We start from the raw sequence: 22,449 nt of genomic DNA, 5'->3' as shown, positions 1-22,449 counted from the left end.
AAGGAATACGTTATGGCATTTTTAGCATTAAAAGGCGTCGAGAAATTTTACGGCAAACTCCGTGCCATCAAAGGTGTCGACTTGGCGATTGAGAAAGGTGAGTTCATTGTTTTCGTCGGCCCTTCTGGCTGTGGTAAATCGACCCTACTACGCATGATTGCGGGCTTGGAAACCATTAATGGTGGCAAACTAATGTTAGATGGCAAAGACATCACCGACGCACCTTCATCACAGCGTGATCTCGCCATGGTGTTCCAGTCCTATGCACTCTATCCGCATATGACCGTGGAAGAAAATATGTCCTTTGCTTTGCGCTTGGCGAAAGTCGCACCTGAGGTGATTAAAGAGAAGGTCAGCAAAGCGGCGGAAAAGCTCAATTTAACGGCTTATTTACAACGCACTCCCAAAGCCTTATCCGGTGGTCAACGGCAACGGGTGGCTATTGGACGCGCGATTGTACGTCAACCCAAGGTATTCTTATTCGATGAACCTTTATCCAACCTAGATGCGGCGTTGCGCGGACAAACTCGGGTAGAAATCGCTAAATTGCATCGCGAATTGGGTGCAACCACGATTTATGTCACCCACGATCAAGTGGAAGCCATGACCTTGGCAGATCGCGTAGTGGTGTTACGTGACGGTATGATTGAGCAAGTGGGGACACCCTTAGAGCTATACGATAGTCCGGCCAATCGCTTTGTTGCCCAATTTATCGGTATGCCACAGATGAATGTGCTACCTGCCAACCAATTTTCACAAACCGGTAATGCCGATGAAGTGGGTATACGTCCCGAGCATTTAGTTCTTACCCATGATCCTCAGCTGGGCAAACTGCGCGGCACTATCGAACTCATTGAAGCCTTAGGTAACGAAACCCTCGTTCACGTCAATCTCGGTAATAATACCCTGTTGATTGTGCGCCAATATGAGCGTACTACCCACCAAGTAGGCGATGCAGTGGGCATACAGTTTGATCCTCAGCATCTGCATTACTTTGATGCGAATGGCAAATCGATTATCTCCATTACTAAAGTAGCGGGAGCGGCAGCATGATCACCCCTGTTTACACCCAATTACACCTTGGTTTAGGCTCTTTCCATCGCGCCCATCAAGCCGTGTATATGCAAGCTTTGCATGACCAAGGTGATAAATCGTGGCAAATTATCGGTGGCAATATTCGTCCTGATATGCTCGACACTATCAGCGCTTTACAAGAGCAAAACGGTGCTTATACCTTGGAAACTGTCTCGCCTGAAGGTGAGCGCAACTACCAGTGGATCACTGCGATTAAGCAAGTCATTACTTGGGATGATCAGTTGCACGGTTTGAGCAAGGTAGCGGCTGATCCCCATACACGCATTATTTCTTTCACGGTGACTGAGGCGGGTTATTATCTTGATGCGCATCATCAGTTGGATGAAAGCTTTGCCGATTTGCGTCATGACATCGCCGGAGCACATAGCACGATTTATGGCGCTTTAGCGAAGCTTTTGACAGCGCGTAAAGCGAATAATGCAGGTGCGGTAAGCTTAATGAACTGCGATAACCTACGCAGTAATGGTGAGCGCTTTTATCACGGCTTTCAGCAATTTTTAGAAAAACGTGGCGCCACTGATTTATTGGCTTGGGTAAACCAAAACACCAACGCCCCCAATTCTATGGTGGATCGTATTACCCCGCGCCCTACGCCGGATGTACGCGCGCGGGTATTGGAAGCCACTGGCCGAGACGATCCTGCTGCCCTGATGGGTGAATCATTTATTCAATGGGTGGTGGAAGATCATTTCATTGCGGGTCGCCCTGCATGGGAAAAGGTCGGCGTGGAAATGGTGCCGGATGTCATGCCTTATGAAGAAGCCAAGATTCGGCTCCTCAATGCGACCCACAGTTGTATTGCATGGGCTGGCACCTTGCGCGGCTATACGTATATTCACGAAGGTACGCACGATCCAGACATTCGTCAGATGGCCTATGACTATGTCACCAATGATACGATTCCTTGCCTAAATAAGCCTGATCAGCCTAGTCCTGTTGATTTACCGAGATACCGTGATGTGGTCTTGGATCGCTTCGGCAATCCAAACGTCAAAGATACGAATCAGCGCGTTGCCATGGATGGTTTCTCTAAAATCCCCGGCTTTATTCAACCCACCATCCGTGAATCCTTGGCTGCGAATCGCAGTATTGATTCGGTCGCTATGCTACCTGCCCTATTCCTAGCATTTTTAAAACGCCAACAACGCGGTGAAATTTCATTTCAGTACGAAGATCAGGCCATGCCAACTGCCGTAGCACAAGCTATTTGTAGCGCTGCTGATCCCATCGCCACCTTTGCCAATGAGCGCTTGCTATTTGGCACGGTGGCAGGCGATGAGCGTTTAGTGGCCGCCTTACAGAAAGCGACCCAACGTATCCACGACTTTATGAGTAACAAAGCATGAACGCACTACGTTTAACTGGCAGACATGCGCTCATTACGGGCGCAAATGGCGGCATAGGACTTGCTGTCACCGAAGCTTATTTACAAGAAGGAGCATGCTGCAGTGCAGTCGATTTGACGGCACAAGCCAGTGCAGAACTGGCTGCTTTGCAACAACGCTTTCCACAACAATTGCATTACACTGCATTGAATGTCACTTCCGTCACACAAGTAAGAGACTTTGTACAACAAACCAATAAAGCACATGGCACGATAGATGTGCTGTTCAATAATGCCGCCATTTTCGACATGGCGCCCTTATTGGAATCCAATGAAGCGATGTATGACAAACTGTTTGCCGTGAATGTAAAAGGTATGTTTTTTACCATGCAAGCCGTACTACAAGGCTTAGTCGACGCAGGCAAAACCGGCAGTATTATTAATCTAGCCTCTCAAGCCGGTCGCCGTGGCGAATCGCTGGTTTCTCATTATTGTGCTTCTAAAGCAGCGGTGATTAGTTATACCCAATCCGCTGCCTTAGCCATGGCACCGCATCAAATTCGCGTCAATGCAATTTCCCCTGGGGTGATTGATACGCCGATGTGGGCGCATGTCGATAGCTTATTTGCACGTTATGAAGGTTTGCCATTGGGTGAAAAGAAAATCGCTGTGGGCAAAGCAGTACCCTTGGGACGCATGGGTAATCCCAAAGATATAGCTGGCGCAGCGGTATTTCTTGCGAGTGATGAATCAGCGTATATTACAGCTCAAACCCTCAATGTTGATGGTGGCAATGTAATGTCCTAGGGGAGGCCAGATGGGACGCTTAGCACGACAACCTAACAACCCCCGTAGTCCTGAATTGGAATATGATTTTCAGCGCGATCCCGTTTTAGGTTATGAGCCAGAAGGTACTTATGGGTATATTCGTTGCCTAGAGCATGGTGCTCCCAACCCTTTGATTCGTTGGCATTATCATGAAGAATATGAGCTGCATCTCATCGTCGAAACCAGCGGAAAAGTATTCGTTGGTGATTATATTGGGCGCTTTGAGCCGGGGCATTTAGTGCTCACCGGCCCGCGCCTTCCCCACAATTGGATCTCAACCAATTTACCGGAATCAGGGGTTGCAGTACGTGATATGGTGTTGCAATTCCCTGATGAACCTTTACGCAAAGCCAGTGAGTTGTTGCCTGAGCTGCGCGAAGCTCTGCCACTCTTGGAGCGTGCACGCCACGGCATTGAATTTATGGGTTTAAGTGAGCGTGCACACCAACACATGCTTTACATCAAGCAAAACTGTGGTTTACAACGCTTCGCAGCTTTTCTGGAATTAATCGCTGAATTATCCCAGCACAATGACTACCGCTTATTATCTAGCGTGCAATTGCAAAGCTTTGATGATGATGCTTCTTTGCAACAAATTAGCAGCGTCGTCGATTTTCTAAGCGCCAATTACTCCACGCCGTTCAGCCTTGCTGATATCGCAAAGCAATTAGGCATGACCGAAAGTCGCTTGTCACGCTCCTTTCGCCGTGCGACTGGTAATACGTTCACCGATTTCGTCAATCGTCTACGTATCAATCGTGCCTGCCAATTGCTAATGGAAACCGATCAATATGTCAGTACGATTTGCTATAATGTTGGTTTCAATAATATCGCCAATTTCAATCGCCGCTTTATGGAACTAAAGGGCATGACGCCCAGCGAATTCCGCCGCCAAAGTGAAATCCGTTTAACTAAAAGTAATTTGTCACAACATTTGCAAGCACTATGACGCTCAATCTCAGCATTCTCGAACCCGCATTTTCCGTCCACCGCTTTAAGCCAACAACGCCCATTCCACCAGCGGTACTAAGCAGTAGTTTTTATAGCATTAGTCGTAGCTCAGATGAATTATCGATTGTCTGTCCCGCAGATGTGCCATTAGCAGCGGATAAAACCGAAACCTCGTGGTCATGTATCAAAGTCTTAGGGCCTTTAGATTTTTCTTTAACAGGCGTTTTAGCCGCTATTTCCAAGGTGTTAGCAGAGACAAACATTAGCATTTTCGCCATTTCGACCTTTGATACCGATTATATTTTGGTGAAGGCCAATAATCTTGAGGCTGCGAAATCAGCCTTGGAACATGCTGGCTATCAATTTCCGAACTGATCTCAACGTTGCTATAAAATAACGTTAGGTGAACATGAAACATCAGTATTTCCGTAGAACTTTTGACGAGGCTAAAGAACTAGCGCGGCTGTCGTTTCGGGCATCTGTTGCAAATCATATGACGGCAACTAAGATAGACGAGCTTGCCGCTCATGCCCTAATTACCGGAGGTACTCATGGACCTGATTGGTGTCATTTGATTGGCCTCACGCCTACAGTACGTGACTTCTATGAGATCGAACTTTACAAACCCTCTGATGAAAAGCCTTACATTGAAAAATCCTATGTCCGTATGCTCGTGCCACGAGATCGACTTGTGGAAACTGTACATTTCATCTGGGGTACTTCTGCATTGCACCTTGACTCAGGCATTGACGGGGATCAAAAAAAAAGCATCACCAAATTGATCGCGTTTAAAGAGACGGGTTTTCCTTTGCTGGCAACAAATAGGGGTTACAATTATTTGCCCAAAGGGATAGTTTATTGGTCGTTCACGGTGCGCTAATACGTGACCGATCACAACAAATGAACTAAATAGTACTGATAGTGCATTTAATAAGTTGAAATGCTTTTCGTCTATTACCTTCCGAATCTTACTATGCAAAAGCTTGGAAGTAGCAAGTTCTGTAAATTTCAACACATCTAATGCACCACCTCTAGGAGAATATGTTATACCGAAATTCCGCTTAATAGACTATTAGAGGTTATTTATGACATCACCACCACTTACTAAGCGCGAATACGCTTACTTTCACATTTCCGGTCCAGGAACGCATGAGCAAGTTACCGAAATTATGAGGACAAAACCCTCCGAGGCTTGGAACGTAGGTGACATAAATCCGCAAAATGGCAAACCCTATAAGTTCATGAGTTGGCGCTTGAGTAGCGGATTGAATGATAAGCAGCCACTTGAGATGCATGTTCAAAATTTATTTCTATACTTGTCTCTTAAAGCCGAGGCTCTCCGTCTACTCTGGGTTGAGTATGATCTGACTCTCCAGTGTGTTGGATATTTCCCAGCAAGTGGGCATGGTGTGCACTTCAACCGAGAACAAGTTCGACAAGCAGCTCAACTTGGTTTGGCATTCGCTCTTGATTTTTACTATGTGGATGATTATGACCACCATATCTAACATTACGCTCAAGCAGGACGCGCCTTATCGTGATGGTTTTGAAAGCTTGTTATTTTTCCGGCTTCAGTGCCTTTGCTAAATGTATGTGACAGGTCGCCCCTTAGCTTTACGTTAGGTTTTCGGAGTGAGGAACTATGTCGAACACATGTAATGACTGTGGCTGCTCGCAAGGCGAATTGCATGAAACTTTCTGTACTAAGGAGCGTTGTCCTTTTTGCCTAGGGCAACTTGTCAGTTGCGGTTGCATCTCAAAAGTTCTTAGCCTATCCCCAGCAGAGCAGCAAGCTCTCGATGAGTACATCGATGATGAAAAGGAGCCTTTGCTTAGTGTCAATGAACGGTGGGTGAAAGCGCTCAACCAAAAAGGTCGGGTGGCGTTCTAGTGGAAATTGGAGGGGTCATTCTTTGTAAGTCGAAGACAAAAGCAGAGATCGAAAGCATCCTCCTGAATGCTCATTTCAATCAAGAGCACATTGGCTGAGTATGAAATCATTGAGTTTTTGACTTCTATGGCAGTCAAACAACTTGCAAACCTCAAGACGCCCTAACTCAAATTTTATAAAATCAAGAGGTCAGATTTGATCAAAGGTAAAGAAATTTCACTTCGCCATGTACGCGCATTTGAGCTTGAGCAGCTTATTGAACTCATCAATACTTCAGAGTTAAAAGGTGAACATGCTCGATCCCTTTTAAAATCTCCAGCAAGCCTTAAGCGGGAATTTGAGTTAAATTCATTTTCCACTGAAAATAATGAAATGTTTGTCATAGTCAACCAAGAAAATAATATCTTAGGGGTCATTAGCCATTTTTTAACTGCCCATTATTCATCGGCACGTGAATTGGGATTTTCTGTATTCTCACAAGAGAGTAGAAAGAAAGGTATTGCTACAGAAGCCGTTAGTATTCTTACGCAGTATTTATTTGAAAACTACCTGATTAACCGCATCCAAATTTGTATGCCAACAGAACATAAAGCATCGGAAAAAGTAGCTATAAAATGTGGTTACACAAAAGAAGGTGTGCTTAGGGGTTCTATTTTTGTACGAGGCCAGTTTCTCGATACCTACATATACTCGATATTGAGAAGTGAGTATGAAAGAACCATATAGAACATCCCCTGACGCTTACCTTTTAGGCGAAAATGATCATACTGATGATGCAGTGAAGTATGAGTATGTGAATGGTCAGGTTTATGCAATGGCGGGGGCGAGTCGCAACCATAATCGTCTTACCCGTAACTTAACCACCAGTTTGGATACTCATTTGCGCGGCAGTGGTTGTGAAGTCTTTCAAGGCGATATGAAAGTTGGGATTCAAACGGCGAGCGAGCAGCATTTTTACTATCCTGATGTGCATGTAACCTGCGCAGAAGAAACTAATCGCTATTTCAATACCGCGCCCTGTTTGATTATTGAAGTACTTTCAGAGAGCACTGCACGCATTGATCGCTATGAGAAGCTAGTGGCTTATCGCTTATTAGATTCTTTACAAGAATATGTGTTGTGTTCACAAGATACGGCACTGGTGGAAATCTATCGCAAACGTAATGAATGGAAAGCGGAGTATTTCGTCACAGGGCAAAGTTTTACGCTGGAGTCTGTCGGTTTAACGATGGCAGTGAATGAGTTATATGAGTTTTTATTACCATAAATGGGCTGCTTTTTCATTTTTAAACCAAGCGCCTAGCCTTACCTAGATATTAACAATTCAACACCTTCATAAAACACAGAAACCGTTAATTGCTGCTCAATCGACACTAAGCTTAAAACATCAGTCAATTGGCGATATTCATGCAAATTCCATTCATAAGTTCCCTTTCGTTGATAGTGTTCAACTAAGATCGTTTCAGAATCAATCAGCAAATAATCCCGCAAACTGGGAATAGAACGGTAATGATGAAATTTATCACCCCGATCATAACTACGTGTGCTGGGTGACAAAACCTCAATAATCAATACCGGATTAAGCAGGGTTTTATTATTATCAGTCAGTTCTGGTTTACCACAATACACGGAAGCATCAGGATAAGTGTTGAGTCCTGACGGGGTAACAATACGCATATCACTATTCATCGGCTGGCAGGGCTTAGCACGTAAGCGTACAGCAAGTTCCGTAGTAACGTTTAACCCAATACGCGCATGTTGAAAAGTCCCACCTGCCATCGCAAACACTTGCCCTTGATAGAACTCGTGTTTTTCAGTGCTAATGTCTTCAAGTTTTAGATAGTCTTCGCGACTCACTTGGTTTTTAATGGCTTGCATAGTTACCTCCATAGGGATAACTAGACTATACAGGCGTTTGTGGTACTGAGGGAGGTGGCGTATGATTATTGAGCATAAGTGGTAGATGGTAAATTGATTTAGTTTGCCAATCTCAGACTAGGCGGGTTTGGGTGAAGATATTGTACCGAGATTCTGTCTAATAAACTGTTCGTTTGAGGGTTTAATACATGACTGACTTTATAACTGTCGAGGAGATAGAACGAGGAATTGATCAAAAGCATAGACATTTTTTCCGCGTTAGCGCCGCAACGATACCGCGTGGCATCGCGGAAGCCTTTTGGAAGGCTACGGCGGTTATTGCTCCAGCTATGTGGTTTTCTCATCCCATCCATGTGATTTTTGCTTCCGCTCCATTCAGCCTGAACTTGAACAATGGCGAGCTGATATACACTCCTAGTCTGGGCGTTATCAATGCTCATGTTGAGCATATCGTCTTTCTTGACTACAACAAAATGGCGAATTTTTTTCCTGATATTCAAGTGGCCTGCATCCTCGAAGAGTTGGTTCACGCGTTGATGCATATTTCTGACGAACATTTGGTTTCTGTGGTTGTTTCAGAGCTTTATCCAGCGATTACATGGTCCGATGGAAAGTATTCTCTGAAAGATATAACTTTTTGAAGCTCCAATCTGAACTACCAAGCTTGCCCATACCCATAGAGGATGAACACGAAGACAACAAATAGGAAAATAGAGACAACGGTGGCTAACCTCCTTCTTTCGCTTCGCTCTGGAGGTTCTCTTCCCATCGTCCAACACCTTTGAAGTTGGTATCCAAAGAAACACATATTCTATAATGGTGTCTGTGCAGTATTGTATGTAGAATTAAAAACAGAGACAGCTCGCTAGATTTTAAGTCTGGAGAAGTGGATTCACTTGGCTTGAGTCTTCTTAGTTTCCCGCCGAGAATCCATAGCCATCCTACTTAAATCCTCCAAACTTGTATCTTCCCAAAGCTTTTTTTGCCACTGGGTATAATCAAATGGCTCACGCAAAATCAAACTAATAAAACGCTCGGCTTGAACTTCCCCTAAGCTAGCAATCAAAGCAGCAATACCATTAACCCGAATCTCGGTATCAGTGAGTTGTTTCATGAGGAAGCTCCTTAATATAATCCATTGGGTTTAGAGCAGAAATGATGGGAATAGTTTGGATTTTTTTCAAAAGCTTGTCATCGGTACTAATAAAATAATCCGCTTGCCCTTCCACAGCACAAGCGACATGCAAAGCATCTTTGGGTTTAATCCCTTGAGCCACTAAGATACGTGCCGTATCTAGCAAAACTGGGCTTTCCTCAATATCCACTGCTGCCAAATCTTTCCATGTTTGGATAGCATGTTGGCGCTCATGGTAAGGATTCTGTGCATTCTCAAATTCCAGAATATATGACCAGACCAACTCCAACTTCTGCTCACGAATTTGTTGTTGAATGTAGAGCTTAGCCTCTGCTTCTAAACGAATGCGTATATGACTTTGATCATCAAATGGACGATTGAATATACAATTATCAAGATAAACCCGCATATCTAGTTCCTAAAGCTGCCTAGCTTTAGCATAACGTATTATGGAGCTGCCTGCCGAACTCACCAAGCAAAAAGCCACTCGCAACTGTAAGTGGCTTTTCAAGTAGAGAAAACTCAGTTTCTAATTAAACCGCACATATTCAAAATCAACGGGCTGGCGATTAATCCCCATCACCGGTGGTGCGATCCAATTGGCAAATTTACCCGCATCAGTCACACGCCCCATCAAGCTTGCGACGAACTGACGATCAGCTACAGAAGGCAACCATTTATCCACATTCGCATCCCATTCGGCTTGGCTGACCACTTGGCCTTGTGGCGATACCTTAGCACCTGATAGCGAGCCAATATTCCGATGGAAGGCTTTGTGTGGGACAGTTAAGCGGAAAGGAATCCCTGCTTTTTCAATCACTTTGTTCCAGCGTTCAACGCCAGAAATACTGTCTTTAATGTAGTCGTCACGCAGCACTTCGTTCAGTGCATTCAACATCGGCACTTCTTTCTCGACTAATTGACCATTGCGTACTTCTAACACCTTGTAGCTGTCATTTTTCAATACGTGGTCGTCTGTGCGTTTGCCTTCTTCAAAGCGACCTTTTAAGCCAGTGGTGTAGAAAGTCGCGGCATTGGATGATTCATCTGCGCCGAATAGGTCAATCGTGACGCTGAAATGGAAATTGATATAACGCTGAATCGTTTGCAGATCAATTACACCTGCCGCACGAATTTTCGCAGGATCATCCGTCTTCAGGTCGTTCATCACTTGGCAAGTGCGCTGAATCACCCGCGATACGCCAGACTCACCGACGAACATGTGATGTGCTTCTTCGGTGAGCATGAATTTCGTAGTGCGTGCTAAAGGATCAAAGCTGGACTCAGCCAAGGCACATAATTGGAACTTACCGTCACGATCCGTGAAGTAAGTGAACATATAGAAAGATAACCAATCTGGCGTTGGCTCATTGAAGGCTTGCAGGATACGAGGATTATCTTGCTGACCACTACGACGCTCTAATAAAGCCTCGCCCTCTTCCCGTCCATCGCGCCCGAAGTATTTATGCAGTAAGTACACCATCGCCCACAAATGGCGACCTTCTTCCACATTGACTTGGAATAAGTTACGCAGATCGTATTGGCTCGGTGCAGTTAAACCTAAGTGGCGTTGTTGCTCGACAGAAGCAGGCTCAGTATCACCTTGAGTAACAATAATCCGGCGTAAATTAGCGCGATATTCCCCTGGTACTTCTTGCCATGCGGCTTCGCCTTTATGATCACCGAAGTGAATTTTCCGGTCTTGCTCGGCTGGATTTAAGAAAATACCCCAACGGTAATCCGGCATCTTCACATGTCCAAATTGCGCCCAACCTTGCGGGTCAACACTCACCGCCGTACGCAAATAAACATCAAAACCATGTGAACCATCCGGCCCCATGTCTTGCCACCAGTTTAGGTAGTTCGGTTGCCAATTTTCTAAAGCACGCTTTAAGGTACGGTCTTCAGCGAGATTGACGTTATTCGGAATCTTTTCTTGGTAATCAATCGTGGACATTTCAACTCCTCCAAGGGGTCTGAGGAAGTGCGTAGCACACTTCCCCTATTACAATTCAGGTTTAAACGCGGTTCCAATCAAACTGGGCTTTATTGCCTTTGCCGTACACTTTCAATGCACCATGCTCACCGACGGCATTCGGACGTTGGAAAATCCAGTTTTGCCATGCCGTTAAGCGCCCGAAAATTCGTGTGAACATATTCTCTTCGCCATTGAAGCGTAAGTTTGCCTCCATGCCAGTGAGTGCATCCGGTGACATAGCCACACGCTCTTCAATCGCAATCCGTACTTCATCATCCCAATCAATATCATCTGGATTGCTAGTGACTAAGCCAACAGCAAACGCCGCATCTGCATCCAAAGCTTGACCTGCTTTTGCACGCACCGCTTCTAAAGCAGGCTGTTCATTGTAGAAACGCCGCCCAATCCGGCTTTCGCCCGTTGCCATCGGATACAAACCAAAATTCACATCGGCGACGGTAATCGTTGGCGTATCCGCATCATCCGGTAGCATTAAGTGATAAGTCCGGTCGCAGGCTAAAGCAAACTCTAAGAACGAACCGGCGAAGCAAGAGCCCTTTTCAATCAAGGCAAACAAACTGCGAGAAGACACATCTAAACGGCTAAAGGTGCGACGTAATAAACCGATGGTTTCACGCACTAACCAATGACTCTGGTTATCAAGTAATACTTTATCCATCGCCAGCACGGCGGCTGGATCGCCAGAAGTTTTCAGCAACCAGATACCAATATCTAATTCATTGGTGCGCATGGATAAAATCGCATCTTCCAACTCACGCGCTAATTCCAGTGGATACCAGCTTGCACCGGCTTCTTCGATTTCTTTAACCGAGCTAGGCTGCACCCCTTCAGGTGCTTTGACGGTGAAGGTTGCTGTGCGCGCAGCACGATTAATGTCTACGCTCACATGCTTATAGTGCAGTGCATCGGCTTCGATAGTACGGCTGATAGGCGTCAGAGCGACCCCTTTGCCATCAGCAGGACGATCACTTTTCTCAGCTAATTGCAGCGCACGCTCTTTGACTTTTTGCGCGAATACGGCGGGCTTAGCAATCTCATCCACCAAACGCCAATCTTTAGCTTTTTGCCCACGCACCCCTTCGGTCGTGGTGCAGAAAATATCGGCGAGATCATGGCGTACATGACGCTTATCCGTGACACGCGTTAAACCACCAGTCCCTGGCAAGACACCTAATAAAGGTACTTCTGGCAAGCTGACGGCACTCGAACGATCATCGACTAACAGAATTTCATCGCAAGCCAGCGCTAATTCATAACCACCACCAGCACAAGCACCATTCACCGCCGCTAAGAATTTTAAGCCACTGTGCTTAGAGGAATCCTCTAAACCATTCCGTGTTTCGTTAGTGAATTTACAGAAATTTACTTTCCACGCATGGCTGCTGACACCGAGCATGAAGATATTGGCACCGGAGCAGAACACTTTATCTTTTAAACTAGTGACCACTACGGTACGCACTTCAGGGTGTTCAAAACGAATCCGATTAATCGCATCATTCAGCTCAATATCGACACCCAGATCATAACTATTCAGCTTTAATTTATAGCCAGGACGTAAGCCGCCATTTTCATCGAAATCAGCGCTGAGTGTGGCAATCGGACCATCAAAAGACAGTTTCCAATGTTTGTATTGAGACGGGTGGGTTTGGTAATCGACTGCGGTTGTGGTCACGTTTCATCCTCCTGAAAGCGCACTATAATTCATCATTGAGCCTTAACTGATATGAATAATAGTGCAAACTTGCAGAAGAAACAAGCATTAAAATGCATAAATTTAAAATTTATTTGGATAAATGCAAAGCACTGCGCATCATGCTCTGTAACAGTATAAAAGTTTGCTCTAACGATTGCTCACTGGTGTTCAACTTGAACTGAGACTTGGCATAAAACGCATTGCGCGAAGCCAAAATTTGCTTCAAGTCATCCATGGCCTCCTGTGAGCCAGACATCGACATGGGGCGGAAATCACGCTGCTCCAAGACACGTTGCATATGGTCTTCAGGCTCGGCCTGTAACCAAACGGTAGTGCAATGCGTCAAGACTTGATTATACGTTACGGGATCAGACACCATACCACCCGGCATACAAATTACAGCTTCAGGATAAATTTGGATGGTTTCCTCAATCGCGCGGCGCTCATAGCGACGATAGGCATTCATGCCATAGAGGGCTTGAATCTCACCACTACTACAACCGGCCATTTTTTCGATTTCCTGACTGATCTCAATCAAAGGAAAGCCGAGGTCATCTGCTAATAATTGTCCCAAGGTCGATTTACCCGCACCGCGTAACCCAATGAGGGCGATGCGTGGATTTAAAGCGGCATGACCCTTTTCATCGAGTACTTCACTGATTTTCAAACGAATTTGGCGCAGCTTAGTCTCACTACAATTTTCTAATAAAGCTTGAATGAGTAGCCATTCCGGAGAAGAGGATTTTTCATCACCAATCAATTCCATCAGGCTGCACTGTAAGGCGTCGGCAACTTGCAGCAAGACCAAAATCGATGCATTGCCTTCGCCATATTCAAGATTAGCGAGATGCCGTTCCGATACATCTGCCGCTTGTGATAAGGCTTTACGGGTTAGACCGCTGCGCGCACGCAAGGCACGGATACGTTCACCTAGCGTCACCAAAAATGGATGCTTTTCCGGCTCAGTGGGAGCAACAGAGGGAGATAGTCTTGCTATATTTTTCTTAGTAGCCATAGGCTCGATTCCTGAGCAATTCACGTAATATGCAATATAATGCTTGACAGTCATAGTAACCGGATATATTGTTCAATTATGCAAAATAATTCATGTTTAGTGAATTAGCAAGGATTAGTGTGTGTTAGGAGGAAGGCTCGTGTCTATTGCTGATTTTCGTCAACAAATCGCCACTCTCACCGCAGCATTAGCGGGGAAACCGCTCAATGCTGAGTTAGGTGACTGGCTTAATACCCATCATGGCGTGGATAGCCCCAGCTATCAACAACTCAAACAATCCTGCGAAACGGGTCTTGCTGAAGGGTGGTTATGTGAGCGTGAAGCAGGCGGCATTCGCTATGGACGCGTGTTTAAACCTTCGGAGGACTTACAGGGATTTTCGGTCGATGTAGTCGATATGAAGGACGTTATTGGCCCACATCATAGCCATCCTGAAGGGGAAATAGATCTGATTATGCCACAGGAAGGCGATGCTCTATTCGATGGGCATCCAGCAGGCTGGTTGGTCTATCCACCGAACAGTGCGCACAAACCCACGGTGTCCCAAGGTCGTGCTTTAGTGTTATATCTGTTACCCCAAGGCCGTATTGAGTTCACGCGTTAAGAGAAAATATCATGACTGAATTATTAGCAAACTACTGGGCTGGACGATGGCAACGGGGTTCGGGCAAGGGTACTAGCCTGATTGATCCGGTGCTGGGTAATGAGTTAGTTAAAATCGACGCGACCGGTCTCGATTTAGCAGAAGGTTTTCACTTCGCCCGCGAACAGGGTGGCAAAGCGTTACGCGCCCTAAACTACCGTGAACGCGGCGCTTTATTGAGTGCGATGGTGAATCTATTGCAAGCAAATCGTGGCGACTATTATGACATTTCTACCGCCAATAGCGGCACAGTAAAAAATGATACCGCCATCGATGTGGATGGTGGCATTTTCACCTTGAGCCAATATGCCAAATTCGGCGAAAAGCTCGGTGATCGTAAATTTCTATTAGACGGTGAATTAGCACGGCTTGGCAAAGATCCACTCTTCCAAGCACAACATATTTTGACGCCTACACGCGGGGTGGCCTTATTCATTAATGCGTTTAATTTCCCCAGTTGGGGTTTCTGGGAAAAAGCCGCGCCCGCCTTACTCTCTGGTGTTCCCGTTATTATCAAACCGGCGTCTGCGACCGCTTGGCTTACGCAACGCATGGTCAAGGATGTGGTAGACGCTGGCATTTTACCCGCAGGCGCTTTATCTATTATTTGCGGAAGCTCCGAAGGCTTGCTGGACCAATTACAAGCTTTCGATGTGGTGTCTTTCACAGGCTCAGCCGCCACCGCCAGTCTTATTCGCTCGCATCCTGCCATGACTGAACAGTCAGTGCGCGTCAATATCGAAGCCGATAGTATCAACTCTGCCTTGTTCCTGCCCGATGAAACCGCAGATAGCGCTGCTTTTGACTTATTAGTGAAAGAAGTGGTGCGCGAAATGAGTGTTAAATCGGGGCAAAAGTGCACAGCGATTCGACGTATTTTCGTACCAACAACGCTATATGCAGCAGCAGCGGAAGCGATTAGTGCCAAACTCGCCAACATCACCGTAGGCAATCCACGTCATGAAAGCGTGCGTATGGGAGCCGTCGTCAATAAAAGCCAACTCCACTCCATTCAAGCAGGCTTAGCGCAACTGCAAAGCCAGGCTGATACCCTATTTGATGGCGCTAAACAGCCGCTAGTAGATGCGGATACACAAACCTCTTGCTGCATAGCACCCACGTTATTAGGGGTCGGTGATGCAGACAAAGCCCAGATCGTGCATGAACTGGAGGTCTTTGGCCCTGTTGCAACTCTCATTGCCTATCGTGATGTAGACCATGCCTTGCAGTTAATTCGTCGTGGACAAGGCTCTTTAGTCAGCTCCCTATATGGCTCAGACCCACAAGCGCTGGCACACGCGGCTATCGAATTAGGGGATAGCCATGGGCGTGTGCATGTGATTTCACCCGATGTTGGCGCAGTACATACTGGCCACGGGAATGTGATGCCACAGTCTATACACGGGGGTCCTGGACGTGCAGGAGGTGGCGAGGAATTAGGGGGTTTGCGCGCTTTGAACTTCTATCATCGCCGTAGTGCAATCCAAGCAAGCACCACGGTATTAGAACAATTGCAATAAGCATCGCTGCGGCGAGTTTAACCTATCGTAATGGAGGAGATGCGATGAGCATTGAGGATATTCCTAGCCCCGGCGCTGGCTTTAATTTCGCCCAGTATTTAATAAACCGTAATGGCGAGCGTGGTACGAAACTCGCGTATATCGATGATTATGGCACGCTGACTTATGACCAGTTATTTGAGCGCGTGCGCCGGCTCGCCAGTGGCTTACGTAGCCTAGGTCTAAAACGCGAAGAGCGTGTGTTATTGTTGATGCATGATTGCAATGATTGGCCCGTAAGTTTTCTGGGGGCGATGTATGCAGGCTTAGTGCCTGTCGCCGTCAATACGCTGCTAACTGCTGATGACTATGCTTATATGTTGGAGCATTCGCGTGCCCAAGTGGCCTTGGTTTCAGGTGCTTTGCTCCCTACCTTGACCGCTGCCATGACCAAATCCGATCATGAAGTGAATAAGGTGATCGTCTCGCATCCGGCTGCGCCCTTGCATCCCTCCGAAATCGCCTTTGAATCATTCCTGCAAATGCATACCCCAGCCAGTAAACCTGCACCCACTTGTGGCGATGACCACGGTTTTTGGCTTTATTCCTCCGGCTCGACTGGACGCCCTAAAGGAACAGTTCATACCCATGCCAATCCTTATTGGACAGCAGAATTATATGGCTCACGCTGTCTTGGGATTCGTGAAGCGGATATTTGCTTTTCTGCCGCTAAACTATTCTTTGCCTATGGTCTAGGCAATGGCTTAAGTTTTCCACTCAGTGTGGGAGCTACCACCCTTTTAATGGCGGAACGCCCTACACCTGCGGCGGTTTTCAAACGCTGGACAGAACAAAAACCCACTGTATTTTTTGGCGCACCGACCGGTTTTGCCGGAATGCTCGCTGCAGCCGACTTACCGAGCAAAGAGCAAGTGGCCTTACGTTTAGCTTCCTCGGCGGGCGAAGCTTTGCCTGCGGATATTGGTGAGCGCTTTACGGCACATTTTGGCGTAGAAATTATTGATGGGATTGGCTCAACCGAGATGTTACACATTTTCTTATCTAATCTCCCCGGCAAAGTACGTTATGGCACAACCGGCTGGCCGGTAGCAGGCTATGAAGTCGAGCTACGTGATGAGCAAGGCTTGCCCGCCGCTGATGGCGAAGCAGGCGATTTATATATCAAAGGCCCCAGTGCTGCGACAATGTATTGGAATAATCGCGAAAAAACACGTGACACCTTCCAAGGCGGCTGGACTAAAAGTGGTGATAAATACATCCGCAATCCTGATGGCACTTACACCTATGCGGGACGTAGTGATGACATGCTCAAAGTCAGCGGTATTTATGTCTCACCTTTTGAAGTAGAAGCAACCTTGGTTCAGCACCCTGCGGTACTGGAAGCGGCAGTGATTGGCAAAACCGATCAGGATGGTTTAGTGAAAACCAAAGCTTTTGTGGTGCTAAAAGAAACCCAACACGCGACTGAGGAGGAGTTAAAAGCCTTTGTTAAGGATCGACTTGCCCCTTACAAATATCCACGCTTTATTGAATTTACTAAAGAATTACCCAAAACCGCGACTGGTAAAATTCAGCGTTTTAAACTGCGTGAGCAAGAAAATAAGGCATAAATGGCTAGTCTAGAAAAAGTGCATAGCAATTTCTGAAGAATTGTATATTGCACTGGCTTAGAGCACTTTAAACTGCCCCTATTGCTTGGCACACTCAATACGGAGTGATACTGATGTACCCCCTTGATAAACAGGGTAAAAATTTAGAATCACCTTACAGCAAGGACGTGGCATGACCTCAAAGTCCTTGCCTATGTTTGCCACTATTGCTTGGCGTGAGCAGGCTGTGAATATTGAATATCAGTGGATTGGCGATCACCAGCGCAGAGCCCCACTGATTATTTTCTTGCATGAGGGTTTAGGCTCATTATCCATGTGGCGCGATTTCCCACAGAAACTTTGCCAAGCGCTCGGTGCACGCGGCCTTGTGTATTCGCGCCCCACTTATGGCAAATCGACACAGCGAGCTGTAGACGAAAACTGGCAGCCTGATTTTATGCATCGCCAAGCCTATGAGGTGTTACCGGCCTTACTGCAGGCACTAAACATTAATCCTATGGAACAGGCATTATGGCTATTGGGGCATAGTGACGGTGGCTCGATTGCGCTACTGTATGCTGCTGAGTTTTCACATCAGCTCCAAGGTATTGTGGTGTTAGCACCGCATATTTTTGTAGAGGATTTGACGATACAAAGTATTGAGCAAGCCAAAACCGCTTATTTGACGACGGATTTGCCCAGCAAATTAGCCCGTTATCATGACAATCCTGACGCTGCGTTTTGGGCTTGGAATACGATTTGGTTAAGCGCTGACTTTCGGGCTTGGTCGATTGAAAAAAACCTAGACACCATTTCCTGCCCTATCTTAGCGATACAAGGCGCAGAGGATGAATATGGGACTTTGGAGCAAATTCACGGTATTAGCCGTCGTCTACCGCACACAAAAGTGGTAGAACTGCCGGATTGCGGGCACTCACCACACCGTGATCAGCAAGAAACACTGATTGCTATAATCCGTGACTTTATACATTAAGATTCTGGAGGAGAATCATTTATGAAATACAAGCAAATGTTTCGTGTCGCCTTATTGGCGTCTGCTTTACTGGGCGCTTCTCTTTCCGCTTATGCTGAAGATAACAAACCCATCAAAGTCGGCTTCATGTTACCCGCTACCGGAACGTATACCGCCTTAGGCAATGCTATTGAAAATGGATTCAAACTCTATGTGAGCGAACAAGGCGGCAAGCTAGGGGGTCGTACTATTGAATACGTCAAAGTAGATGATGAGTCAGACCCTGCCAAAGCCACCGATAATATTAATAAACTAATCAAAAGCGACAAAGTAGATGTTGTGGTAGGCACGGTTCACTCCGGTGTTGCTGCCGCGATGGCAAAAGTTGCCAAAGAAACCAAGACCTTATTATTCGTACCGAATGCAGGTGCACAAGCCATTACGGGTCCTATGTGCGCGCCGAATATTTTCCGTAGCTCGTTCTCCAACTGGCAGCCCGGTTATGCCATGGGTGAAGTGATGGCGAAAAAAGGTATTAAAAAAGCGGTTACGATTACGTGGAAGTATGCGGCTGGTGATGAGTCCATCAAAGGCTTCAAGGATTCATTTACGAAGAACGGCGGCGAAGTCATTAAAGATTTGAATCTACCCTTTCCCAATGTCGAATTCCAAGCGCTCTTAACTGAAATTGCTGCACTTAAACCCGATGCAGTCTACACCTTTTTTGCGGGTGGTGGCGCCGTAAAATTTGTTAAGGATTACAAAGCAGCAGGCCTAATGGACAAGATTCCTCTCTATGGTGCAGGTTTCTTAACTGATGGGACTTTAGAGGCTCAAGGCGGTGATGCAGAAGGTTTGCAAACGGCCTTACATTATGCGGATAAACTGGATAATCCCAAAGATAAAGCCTTCCGTAGCGCGTATGAAACAGCTTACAAAGACATGGTTCCCGATGTGTATGCCGTACAAGGCTACGATGCTGCGCAAATGCTAGGCATTGGCTTAGCCGCGACTAATGGCGATGTCAGCAAACAAGCAGAGCTTGCTGCTGCGATTGAAAAAGCTGAAATTGATAGCCCGCGCGGTAAATTTACTATTTCCAAAGCCCACAATCCGGTGCAAGACATTTATTTGCGTGAAGCCAAAGGCAAAGAAAATGTGGTCGTAGAAGTCGCTAGTAAAGCATTAGCTGATCCTGCAACAGGCTGCCCACTCAAATAACCCTTTCCACACTGCTACTTCATTAGTCCCAACGCTCTTTCTATTGAAGAGAGCGTTGTTGGAGGTGCTTATGGATCTGTCCACCTTTCTGATTCAATGCCTCAATGCACTACAATATGGTTTATTGCTGTATCTAGTCGCGATGGGCTTAACCTTAATTTTCGGCATCATGGGCGTGATCAATCTCGCACACGGTAGCTTTTATATGATTGGTGCTTACATGGCCTTTGCCCTCGCACCGATGGTTGGCGGCAATTTCTACCTCACCCTCATCTTAGGCGTCGTCCTTGCGGTAGTGCTCGGTTATGTTTTGGAATGGGCTTTCTTCAGCTATCTGTATGACCGTGACCACTTACAACAAGTGTTAATGACCTATGGTCTTATTCTGGTGTTTGAAGAGTTGCGTAGTATTTTGGTTGGTGATGACGTGCATGGCATACAACCACCCGAGTTATTGGCAGGCACTTTGCCACTTGGCGATATTATGACTTATCCCGTGTATCGCCTCTTCGTTTCAGGCATGTGCATTCTATTAGCGCTCGGCATGTATTACGTATTTTCGCGTACTCGGCTAGGTATGATGATTCGTGCTGGTAGTGTCAATCGTGAAATGGTGCAATCCTTAGGGATCGATATTCAATTTTTATATCGCGTGGTCTTCGCGGCTGGTGTAGCTATCGCGGTATTAGCTGGCATGTTAGCTGCTCCTATTTCCTCCGTTTATCCCGGCATGGGCAACCAAGTCCTCATTATCTGCTTTGTGGTGGTGGTTATTGGTGGGATAGGCTCGATTCGTGGCGCCTTCTTTGCAGCACTATTAATTGGCTTTGTGGACACCTTCGGCAAAGTTTTAGTACCAGAAGCGTCTGGCGTATTGGCCTATGTGTTAATGGCGCTCATTTTATTGTGGAAACCCAATGGCTTATTCAAGGCGGGATGAGATATGCATACGATTTCACAAGGCCGATTGGCTTTTCTACTACTTTTCTTCGCTGGATTAGCGCTCTATCCACTGATCGCAGGCGAATATGGGGTTGATTTCGTGACCAAAATCATGATCTACGCCATTCTAGCCCTTAGCCTCGAACTATTAGTTGGTAATGTCGGTTTAGTCTGCTTCGGTCAAGCTGCCTTTTTCGGTATAGGCGCTTATGGTGCGGTGTTATTGTCACCCCAAGATGCCTCAGCCTCTTGGTTATGGCTCTTGCCTGCGTGTGTTGCCGCCGCCGCTTTATATGCCTTATTCGTTGGGGCTTTATCCCTGCGCACCAAAGGCGTGTACTTTATTATGGTCACCCTCGCATTTGCCCAAATGGCTTATTATGTGGTTCATGACACCCCACTCGGCGGCGGTACTGATGGTATTTACCTGTATTTTAAACCCGGCCTCGATAGTGCAATTGATTTAAGTAAACCCCATACCCTTTATTACTTCACCCTAGTCTTCTTAGTGTGGACTTTCGTCTTCTTAGCCATTCTACTGCGCTCTCACTTTGGGCGTGCTTTGGCGGGTATCAAAATCAATGAGCAACGTATGCTTGCCTCAGGTTTTTATACCTACCCTTATAAACTTGCTGCTTTTATCACATCCGGCGGTATAGCAGGTTTAGCGGGCTTCTTATTCGCGGTGAAAGATGGCTTTGTGAATCCAGAAATGATGAGCTGGCATTTATCGGGGGCTTTACTCATCATGATTATCTTAGGTGGTCTAGGGTATTTAGAAGGGGCATTAATTGGTGCGTTTGCCTTCATATTCCTGCAAGAGTTTTTCAAGTCTGATGCTATCTTCGGCAGTTTTGCCAAGCATTGGCAGTTAGGTCTCGGCCTCACTATTATTGCCTGTGTAGCTCTCTTACCCAAGGGCTTAATTGGTCTACCCGATTGGATACACAAACGCTTATACGGTGAAAAACGCATTATCACGGAGAAAATGTCATGACCACAGCAACCCCTGACATTCTCTTACAAGGCCGTGATATTACCCAGCGTTGGGGTGGTTTGGTGGCGATTAACCAAGTATCAATAGCCTTAGAGCGCGGTACGATTCATGCGGTCATTGGCACTAATGGTGCAGGAAAATCAACCCTCATTAATATCCTTTCCGGTGAGATCACTCCGACGGCTGGAAAGATTGAGCTATTGGGTAAAGATGCGACGCGTTGGTCACAACCCCGCCGTGCACGTCATGGTTTAGGGCGCAGCTATCAGCGTAATACGATTTTTCCTGATTTCACTGTTTTCGAAAATTGCCGTCTAGCCGCGCAAGCCCAAGTACATCGACCCTGGATTTGGTGGAATAACGCCCAGAAATGTAAAATCAGTGTGAGCTCAGCTGAGTCTGCTATTACCCAAGCGGGTTTAACAGAGGCCACCGATCGACCTGCCGGATTACTATCACACGGTCAAAAACGCCAGCTCGAGATTGCTATGTGTCTTGCCACACGTCCCGAAGTGTTATTACTCGATGAACCCTTGGCGGGTATGGGCGCTGAGGAAACTGAACGTATGTTGGCATTGCTGAATAATCTCAAAGCCAATCATGCCATCTTATTGGTGGAGCATGATATGGATGCCGTGTTTCGTATCGCCGATAAAATTACGGTTATGGTTAATGGAAGCGTTATTGCCTCCGATACACCCGACCAGATTCGCAGCAATGCCGATGTACAGACCGCTTATTTAGGAGCTCACTGA

At 46.3% G+C, this 22,449-nt stretch carries 24 protein-coding genes; 18 read left to right on the top strand and 6 right to left on the bottom strand.

The window, feature by feature from the left end:
* Window positions 1-12 precede the first annotated feature (12 nt).
* The 9 genes from A3IE_RS0111235 (at window position 13) to A3IE_RS0111190 (ending at window position 7,356) form a co-directional block, all read left to right on the top strand.
* A complete protein-coding gene (locus A3IE_RS0111235) occupies window positions 13-1,053 on the top strand; it encodes an ABC transporter ATP-binding protein (protein WP_020395723.1) in 1,041 nt (346 codons plus the stop codon).
* Window positions 1,050-2,441, top strand: coding sequence for a D-arabinitol 4-dehydrogenase (gene dalD / locus A3IE_RS0111230; protein WP_020395722.1), 1,392 nt, complete (start codon window positions 1,050-1,052; stop codon window positions 2,439-2,441). Before A3IE_RS0111235 ends, dalD begins: the two co-directional genes overlap by 4 nt.
* Complete coding sequence (locus tag A3IE_RS0111225) at window positions 2,438-3,226, top strand: L-iditol 2-dehydrogenase (protein ID WP_020395721.1); 789 nt, start codon at window positions 2,438-2,440, stop codon at window positions 3,224-3,226. The genes dalD and A3IE_RS0111225 overlap by 4 nt, the downstream gene beginning before the upstream one ends.
* A 10-nt stretch (window positions 3,227-3,236) precedes the next feature.
* Complete coding sequence (locus tag A3IE_RS0111220) at window positions 3,237-4,196, top strand: AraC family transcriptional regulator (RefSeq protein WP_020395720.1); 960 nt, start codon at window positions 3,237-3,239, stop codon at window positions 4,194-4,196.
* Window positions 4,193-4,573 (top strand): ACT domain-containing protein, encoded by a 381-nt coding sequence (locus tag A3IE_RS0111215; protein WP_020395719.1) that lies wholly within the window; start codon window positions 4,193-4,195, stop codon window positions 4,571-4,573. The genes A3IE_RS0111220 and A3IE_RS0111215 overlap by 4 nt, the downstream gene beginning before the upstream one ends.
* A 34-nt stretch (window positions 4,574-4,607) precedes the next feature.
* A complete protein-coding gene (locus A3IE_RS0111210; protein WP_020395718.1) occupies window positions 4,608-5,078 on the top strand; it encodes a hypothetical protein in 471 nt (156 codons plus the stop codon).
* 205 nt (window positions 5,079-5,283) lie between these two features.
* Window positions 5,284-5,706, top strand: coding sequence for a DUF4279 domain-containing protein (locus tag A3IE_RS0111205; protein ID WP_020395717.1), 423 nt, complete (start codon window positions 5,284-5,286; stop codon window positions 5,704-5,706).
* A 578-nt stretch (window positions 5,707-6,284) separates the two neighbouring features.
* Window positions 6,285-6,815 carry a GNAT family N-acetyltransferase gene (locus A3IE_RS20480; protein ID WP_020395715.1) on the top strand — a complete coding sequence of 177 codons (531 nt, stop codon included), beginning with the start codon at window positions 6,285-6,287 and terminating at the stop codon, window positions 6,813-6,815.
* Window positions 6,799-7,356 carry a Uma2 family endonuclease gene (locus A3IE_RS0111190; RefSeq protein ID WP_020395714.1) on the top strand — a complete coding sequence of 186 codons (558 nt, stop codon included), beginning with the start codon at window positions 6,799-6,801 and terminating at the stop codon, window positions 7,354-7,356. The genes A3IE_RS20480 and A3IE_RS0111190 overlap by 17 nt, the downstream gene beginning before the upstream one ends.
* A gap of 38 nt (window positions 7,357-7,394) precedes the next feature.
* Here the strand turns inward: A3IE_RS0111190 and A3IE_RS0111185 are convergent, their stop codons facing one another.
* Window positions 7,395-7,967 (bottom strand): Uma2 family endonuclease, encoded by a 573-nt coding sequence (locus A3IE_RS0111185; RefSeq protein WP_020395713.1) that lies wholly within the window; start codon window positions 7,965-7,967, stop codon window positions 7,395-7,397.
* Window positions 7,968-8,155: 188 nt separating this feature from the next.
* Between A3IE_RS0111185 and A3IE_RS0111180 the strand changes: the two genes are divergently transcribed.
* Complete coding sequence (locus A3IE_RS0111180; protein WP_020395712.1) at window positions 8,156-8,608, top strand: hypothetical protein; 453 nt, start codon at window positions 8,156-8,158, stop codon at window positions 8,606-8,608.
* Window positions 8,609-8,859: 251 nt separating this feature from the next.
* Here the strand turns inward: A3IE_RS0111180 and A3IE_RS0111175 are convergent, their stop codons facing one another.
* From A3IE_RS0111175 to A3IE_RS0111155, 5 genes are all read right to left on the bottom strand, one after another.
* Window positions 8,860-9,081 (bottom strand): hypothetical protein, encoded by a 222-nt coding sequence (locus A3IE_RS0111175; protein WP_020395711.1) that lies wholly within the window; start codon window positions 9,079-9,081, stop codon window positions 8,860-8,862.
* Window positions 9,065-9,511 (bottom strand): PIN domain-containing protein, encoded by a 447-nt coding sequence (locus tag A3IE_RS0111170; protein WP_020395710.1) that lies wholly within the window; start codon window positions 9,509-9,511, stop codon window positions 9,065-9,067. Before A3IE_RS0111170 ends, A3IE_RS0111175 begins: the two co-directional genes overlap by 17 nt.
* Window positions 9,512-9,631: 120 nt before the next feature.
* Window positions 9,632-11,059 carry a benzoyl-CoA 2,3-epoxidase subunit BoxB gene (gene boxB, locus A3IE_RS0111165; protein WP_020395709.1) on the bottom strand — a complete coding sequence of 476 codons (1,428 nt, stop codon included), beginning with the start codon at window positions 11,057-11,059 and terminating at the stop codon, window positions 9,632-9,634.
* A 61-nt stretch (window positions 11,060-11,120) separates the two neighbouring features.
* The gene (gene boxC, locus A3IE_RS0111160) at window positions 11,121-12,773 is read right to left on the bottom strand and encodes a 2,3-epoxybenzoyl-CoA dihydrolase (protein ID WP_020395708.1); all 1,653 of its coding nucleotides are present in this window, start codon (window positions 12,771-12,773) and stop codon (window positions 11,121-11,123) included.
* 109 nt (window positions 12,774-12,882) lie between these two features.
* On the bottom strand, window positions 12,883-13,809 hold the full coding sequence (locus tag A3IE_RS0111155) for a helix-turn-helix transcriptional regulator (RefSeq protein WP_020395707.1): 927 nt from the start codon (window positions 13,807-13,809) through the stop codon (window positions 12,883-12,885).
* Between the two features lie 139 nt (window positions 13,810-13,948).
* Here A3IE_RS0111155 and A3IE_RS0111150 point away from each other — a divergent pair, with 139 nt between their 5' ends.
* The 8 genes from A3IE_RS0111150 (at window position 13,949) to A3IE_RS0111115 (ending at window position 22,449) form a co-directional block, all read left to right on the top strand.
* A complete protein-coding gene (locus A3IE_RS0111150; RefSeq protein ID WP_020395706.1) occupies window positions 13,949-14,413 on the top strand; it encodes a 4-hydroxylaminobenzoate lyase in 465 nt (154 codons plus the stop codon).
* Between the two features lie 11 nt (window positions 14,414-14,424).
* On the top strand, window positions 14,425-15,972 hold the full coding sequence (locus A3IE_RS0111145; protein ID WP_020395705.1) for a 3,4-dehydroadipyl-CoA semialdehyde dehydrogenase: 1,548 nt from the start codon (window positions 14,425-14,427) through the stop codon (window positions 15,970-15,972).
* Window positions 15,973-16,016: 44 nt separating this feature from the next.
* On the top strand, window positions 16,017-17,582 hold the full coding sequence (locus tag A3IE_RS0111140) for a benzoate-CoA ligase family protein (protein ID WP_020395704.1): 1,566 nt from the start codon (window positions 16,017-16,019) through the stop codon (window positions 17,580-17,582).
* A gap of 172 nt (window positions 17,583-17,754) precedes the next feature.
* Window positions 17,755-18,555, top strand: a complete 801-nt coding sequence (locus A3IE_RS0111135) for an alpha/beta fold hydrolase (protein ID WP_020395703.1) — start codon at window positions 17,755-17,757, stop codon at window positions 18,553-18,555.
* A 21-nt stretch (window positions 18,556-18,576) separates the two neighbouring features.
* Entirely contained in the window at window positions 18,577-19,755 is a 1,179-nt protein-coding gene (locus A3IE_RS0111130; RefSeq protein WP_020395702.1) for an ABC transporter substrate-binding protein, read from the top strand.
* Window positions 19,756-19,825: 70 nt separating this feature from the next.
* Window positions 19,826-20,695 carry a branched-chain amino acid ABC transporter permease gene (locus A3IE_RS0111125; protein ID WP_020395701.1) on the top strand — a complete coding sequence of 290 codons (870 nt, stop codon included), beginning with the start codon at window positions 19,826-19,828 and terminating at the stop codon, window positions 20,693-20,695.
* Window positions 20,696-20,698: 3 nt separating this feature from the next.
* On the top strand, window positions 20,699-21,694 hold the full coding sequence (locus A3IE_RS0111120) for a branched-chain amino acid ABC transporter permease (protein WP_020395700.1): 996 nt from the start codon (window positions 20,699-20,701) through the stop codon (window positions 21,692-21,694).
* Window positions 21,691-22,449 (top strand): ABC transporter ATP-binding protein, encoded by a 759-nt coding sequence (locus A3IE_RS0111115; RefSeq protein WP_020395699.1) that lies wholly within the window; start codon window positions 21,691-21,693, stop codon window positions 22,447-22,449. Before A3IE_RS0111120 ends, A3IE_RS0111115 begins: the two co-directional genes overlap by 4 nt.

The sequence above is a fragment of the Thiolinea disciformis DSM 14473 genome (assembly GCF_000371925.1).
Taxonomy (GTDB): domain Bacteria; phylum Pseudomonadota; class Gammaproteobacteria; order Thiotrichales; family Thiotrichaceae; genus Thiolinea; species Thiolinea disciformis.
Note: the sequence above shows the minus strand (reverse complement) of the source record. Positions and strands in the feature narration are given on the sequence as shown.

What these genes read in the sequence shown, in the direction of transcription:
- A3IE_RS0111220 (WP_020395720.1), top strand. Translation starts at nt 3,237, where the DNA reads ATGGGACGCTTAGCACGACAACCTAACAACCCCCGTAGTCCTGAATTG.
- A3IE_RS0111235 (WP_020395723.1), top strand. Translation starts at nt 13, where the DNA reads ATGGCATTTTTAGCATTAAAAGGCGTCGAGAAATTTTACGGCAAACTC.
- A3IE_RS0111205 (WP_020395717.1), top strand. Translation starts at nt 5,284, where the DNA reads ATGACATCACCACCACTTACTAAGCGCGAATACGCTTACTTTCACATT.
- A3IE_RS0111175 (WP_020395711.1), bottom strand. Translation starts at nt 9,081, where the DNA reads ATGAAACAACTCACTGATACCGAGATTCGGGTTAATGGTATTGCTGCT.
- A3IE_RS0111210 (WP_020395718.1), top strand. Translation starts at nt 4,608, where the DNA reads ATGAAACATCAGTATTTCCGTAGAACTTTTGACGAGGCTAAAGAACTA.
- A3IE_RS0111155 (WP_020395707.1), bottom strand. Translation starts at nt 13,809, where the DNA reads ATGGCTACTAAGAAAAATATAGCAAGACTATCTCCCTCTGTTGCTCCC.
- A3IE_RS0111190 (WP_020395714.1), top strand. Translation starts at nt 6,799, where the DNA reads ATGAAAGAACCATATAGAACATCCCCTGACGCTTACCTTTTAGGCGAA.
- A3IE_RS0111130 (WP_020395702.1), top strand. Translation starts at nt 18,577, where the DNA reads ATGAAATACAAGCAAATGTTTCGTGTCGCCTTATTGGCGTCTGCTTTA.
- A3IE_RS0111135 (WP_020395703.1), top strand. Translation starts at nt 17,755, where the DNA reads ATGACCTCAAAGTCCTTGCCTATGTTTGCCACTATTGCTTGGCGTGAG.
- A3IE_RS0111115 (WP_020395699.1), top strand. Translation starts at nt 21,691, where the DNA reads ATGACCACAGCAACCCCTGACATTCTCTTACAAGGCCGTGATATTACC.
- boxB (WP_020395709.1), bottom strand. Translation starts at nt 11,059, where the DNA reads ATGTCCACGATTGATTACCAAGAAAAGATTCCGAATAACGTCAATCTC.
- A3IE_RS0111180 (WP_020395712.1), top strand. Translation starts at nt 8,156, where the DNA reads ATGACTGACTTTATAACTGTCGAGGAGATAGAACGAGGAATTGATCAA.
- A3IE_RS0111125 (WP_020395701.1), top strand. Translation starts at nt 19,826, where the DNA reads ATGGATCTGTCCACCTTTCTGATTCAATGCCTCAATGCACTACAATAT.
- A3IE_RS0111225 (WP_020395721.1), top strand. Translation starts at nt 2,438, where the DNA reads ATGAACGCACTACGTTTAACTGGCAGACATGCGCTCATTACGGGCGCA.
- A3IE_RS0111185 (WP_020395713.1), bottom strand. Translation starts at nt 7,967, where the DNA reads ATGCAAGCCATTAAAAACCAAGTGAGTCGCGAAGACTATCTAAAACTT.
- dalD (WP_020395722.1), top strand. Translation starts at nt 1,050, where the DNA reads ATGATCACCCCTGTTTACACCCAATTACACCTTGGTTTAGGCTCTTTC.
- A3IE_RS0111170 (WP_020395710.1), bottom strand. Translation starts at nt 9,511, where the DNA reads ATGCGGGTTTATCTTGATAATTGTATATTCAATCGTCCATTTGATGAT.
- A3IE_RS0111145 (WP_020395705.1), top strand. Translation starts at nt 14,425, where the DNA reads ATGACTGAATTATTAGCAAACTACTGGGCTGGACGATGGCAACGGGGT.
- A3IE_RS0111120 (WP_020395700.1), top strand. Translation starts at nt 20,699, where the DNA reads ATGCATACGATTTCACAAGGCCGATTGGCTTTTCTACTACTTTTCTTC.
- A3IE_RS0111215 (WP_020395719.1), top strand. Translation starts at nt 4,193, where the DNA reads ATGACGCTCAATCTCAGCATTCTCGAACCCGCATTTTCCGTCCACCGC.
- A3IE_RS0111140 (WP_020395704.1), top strand. Translation starts at nt 16,017, where the DNA reads ATGAGCATTGAGGATATTCCTAGCCCCGGCGCTGGCTTTAATTTCGCC.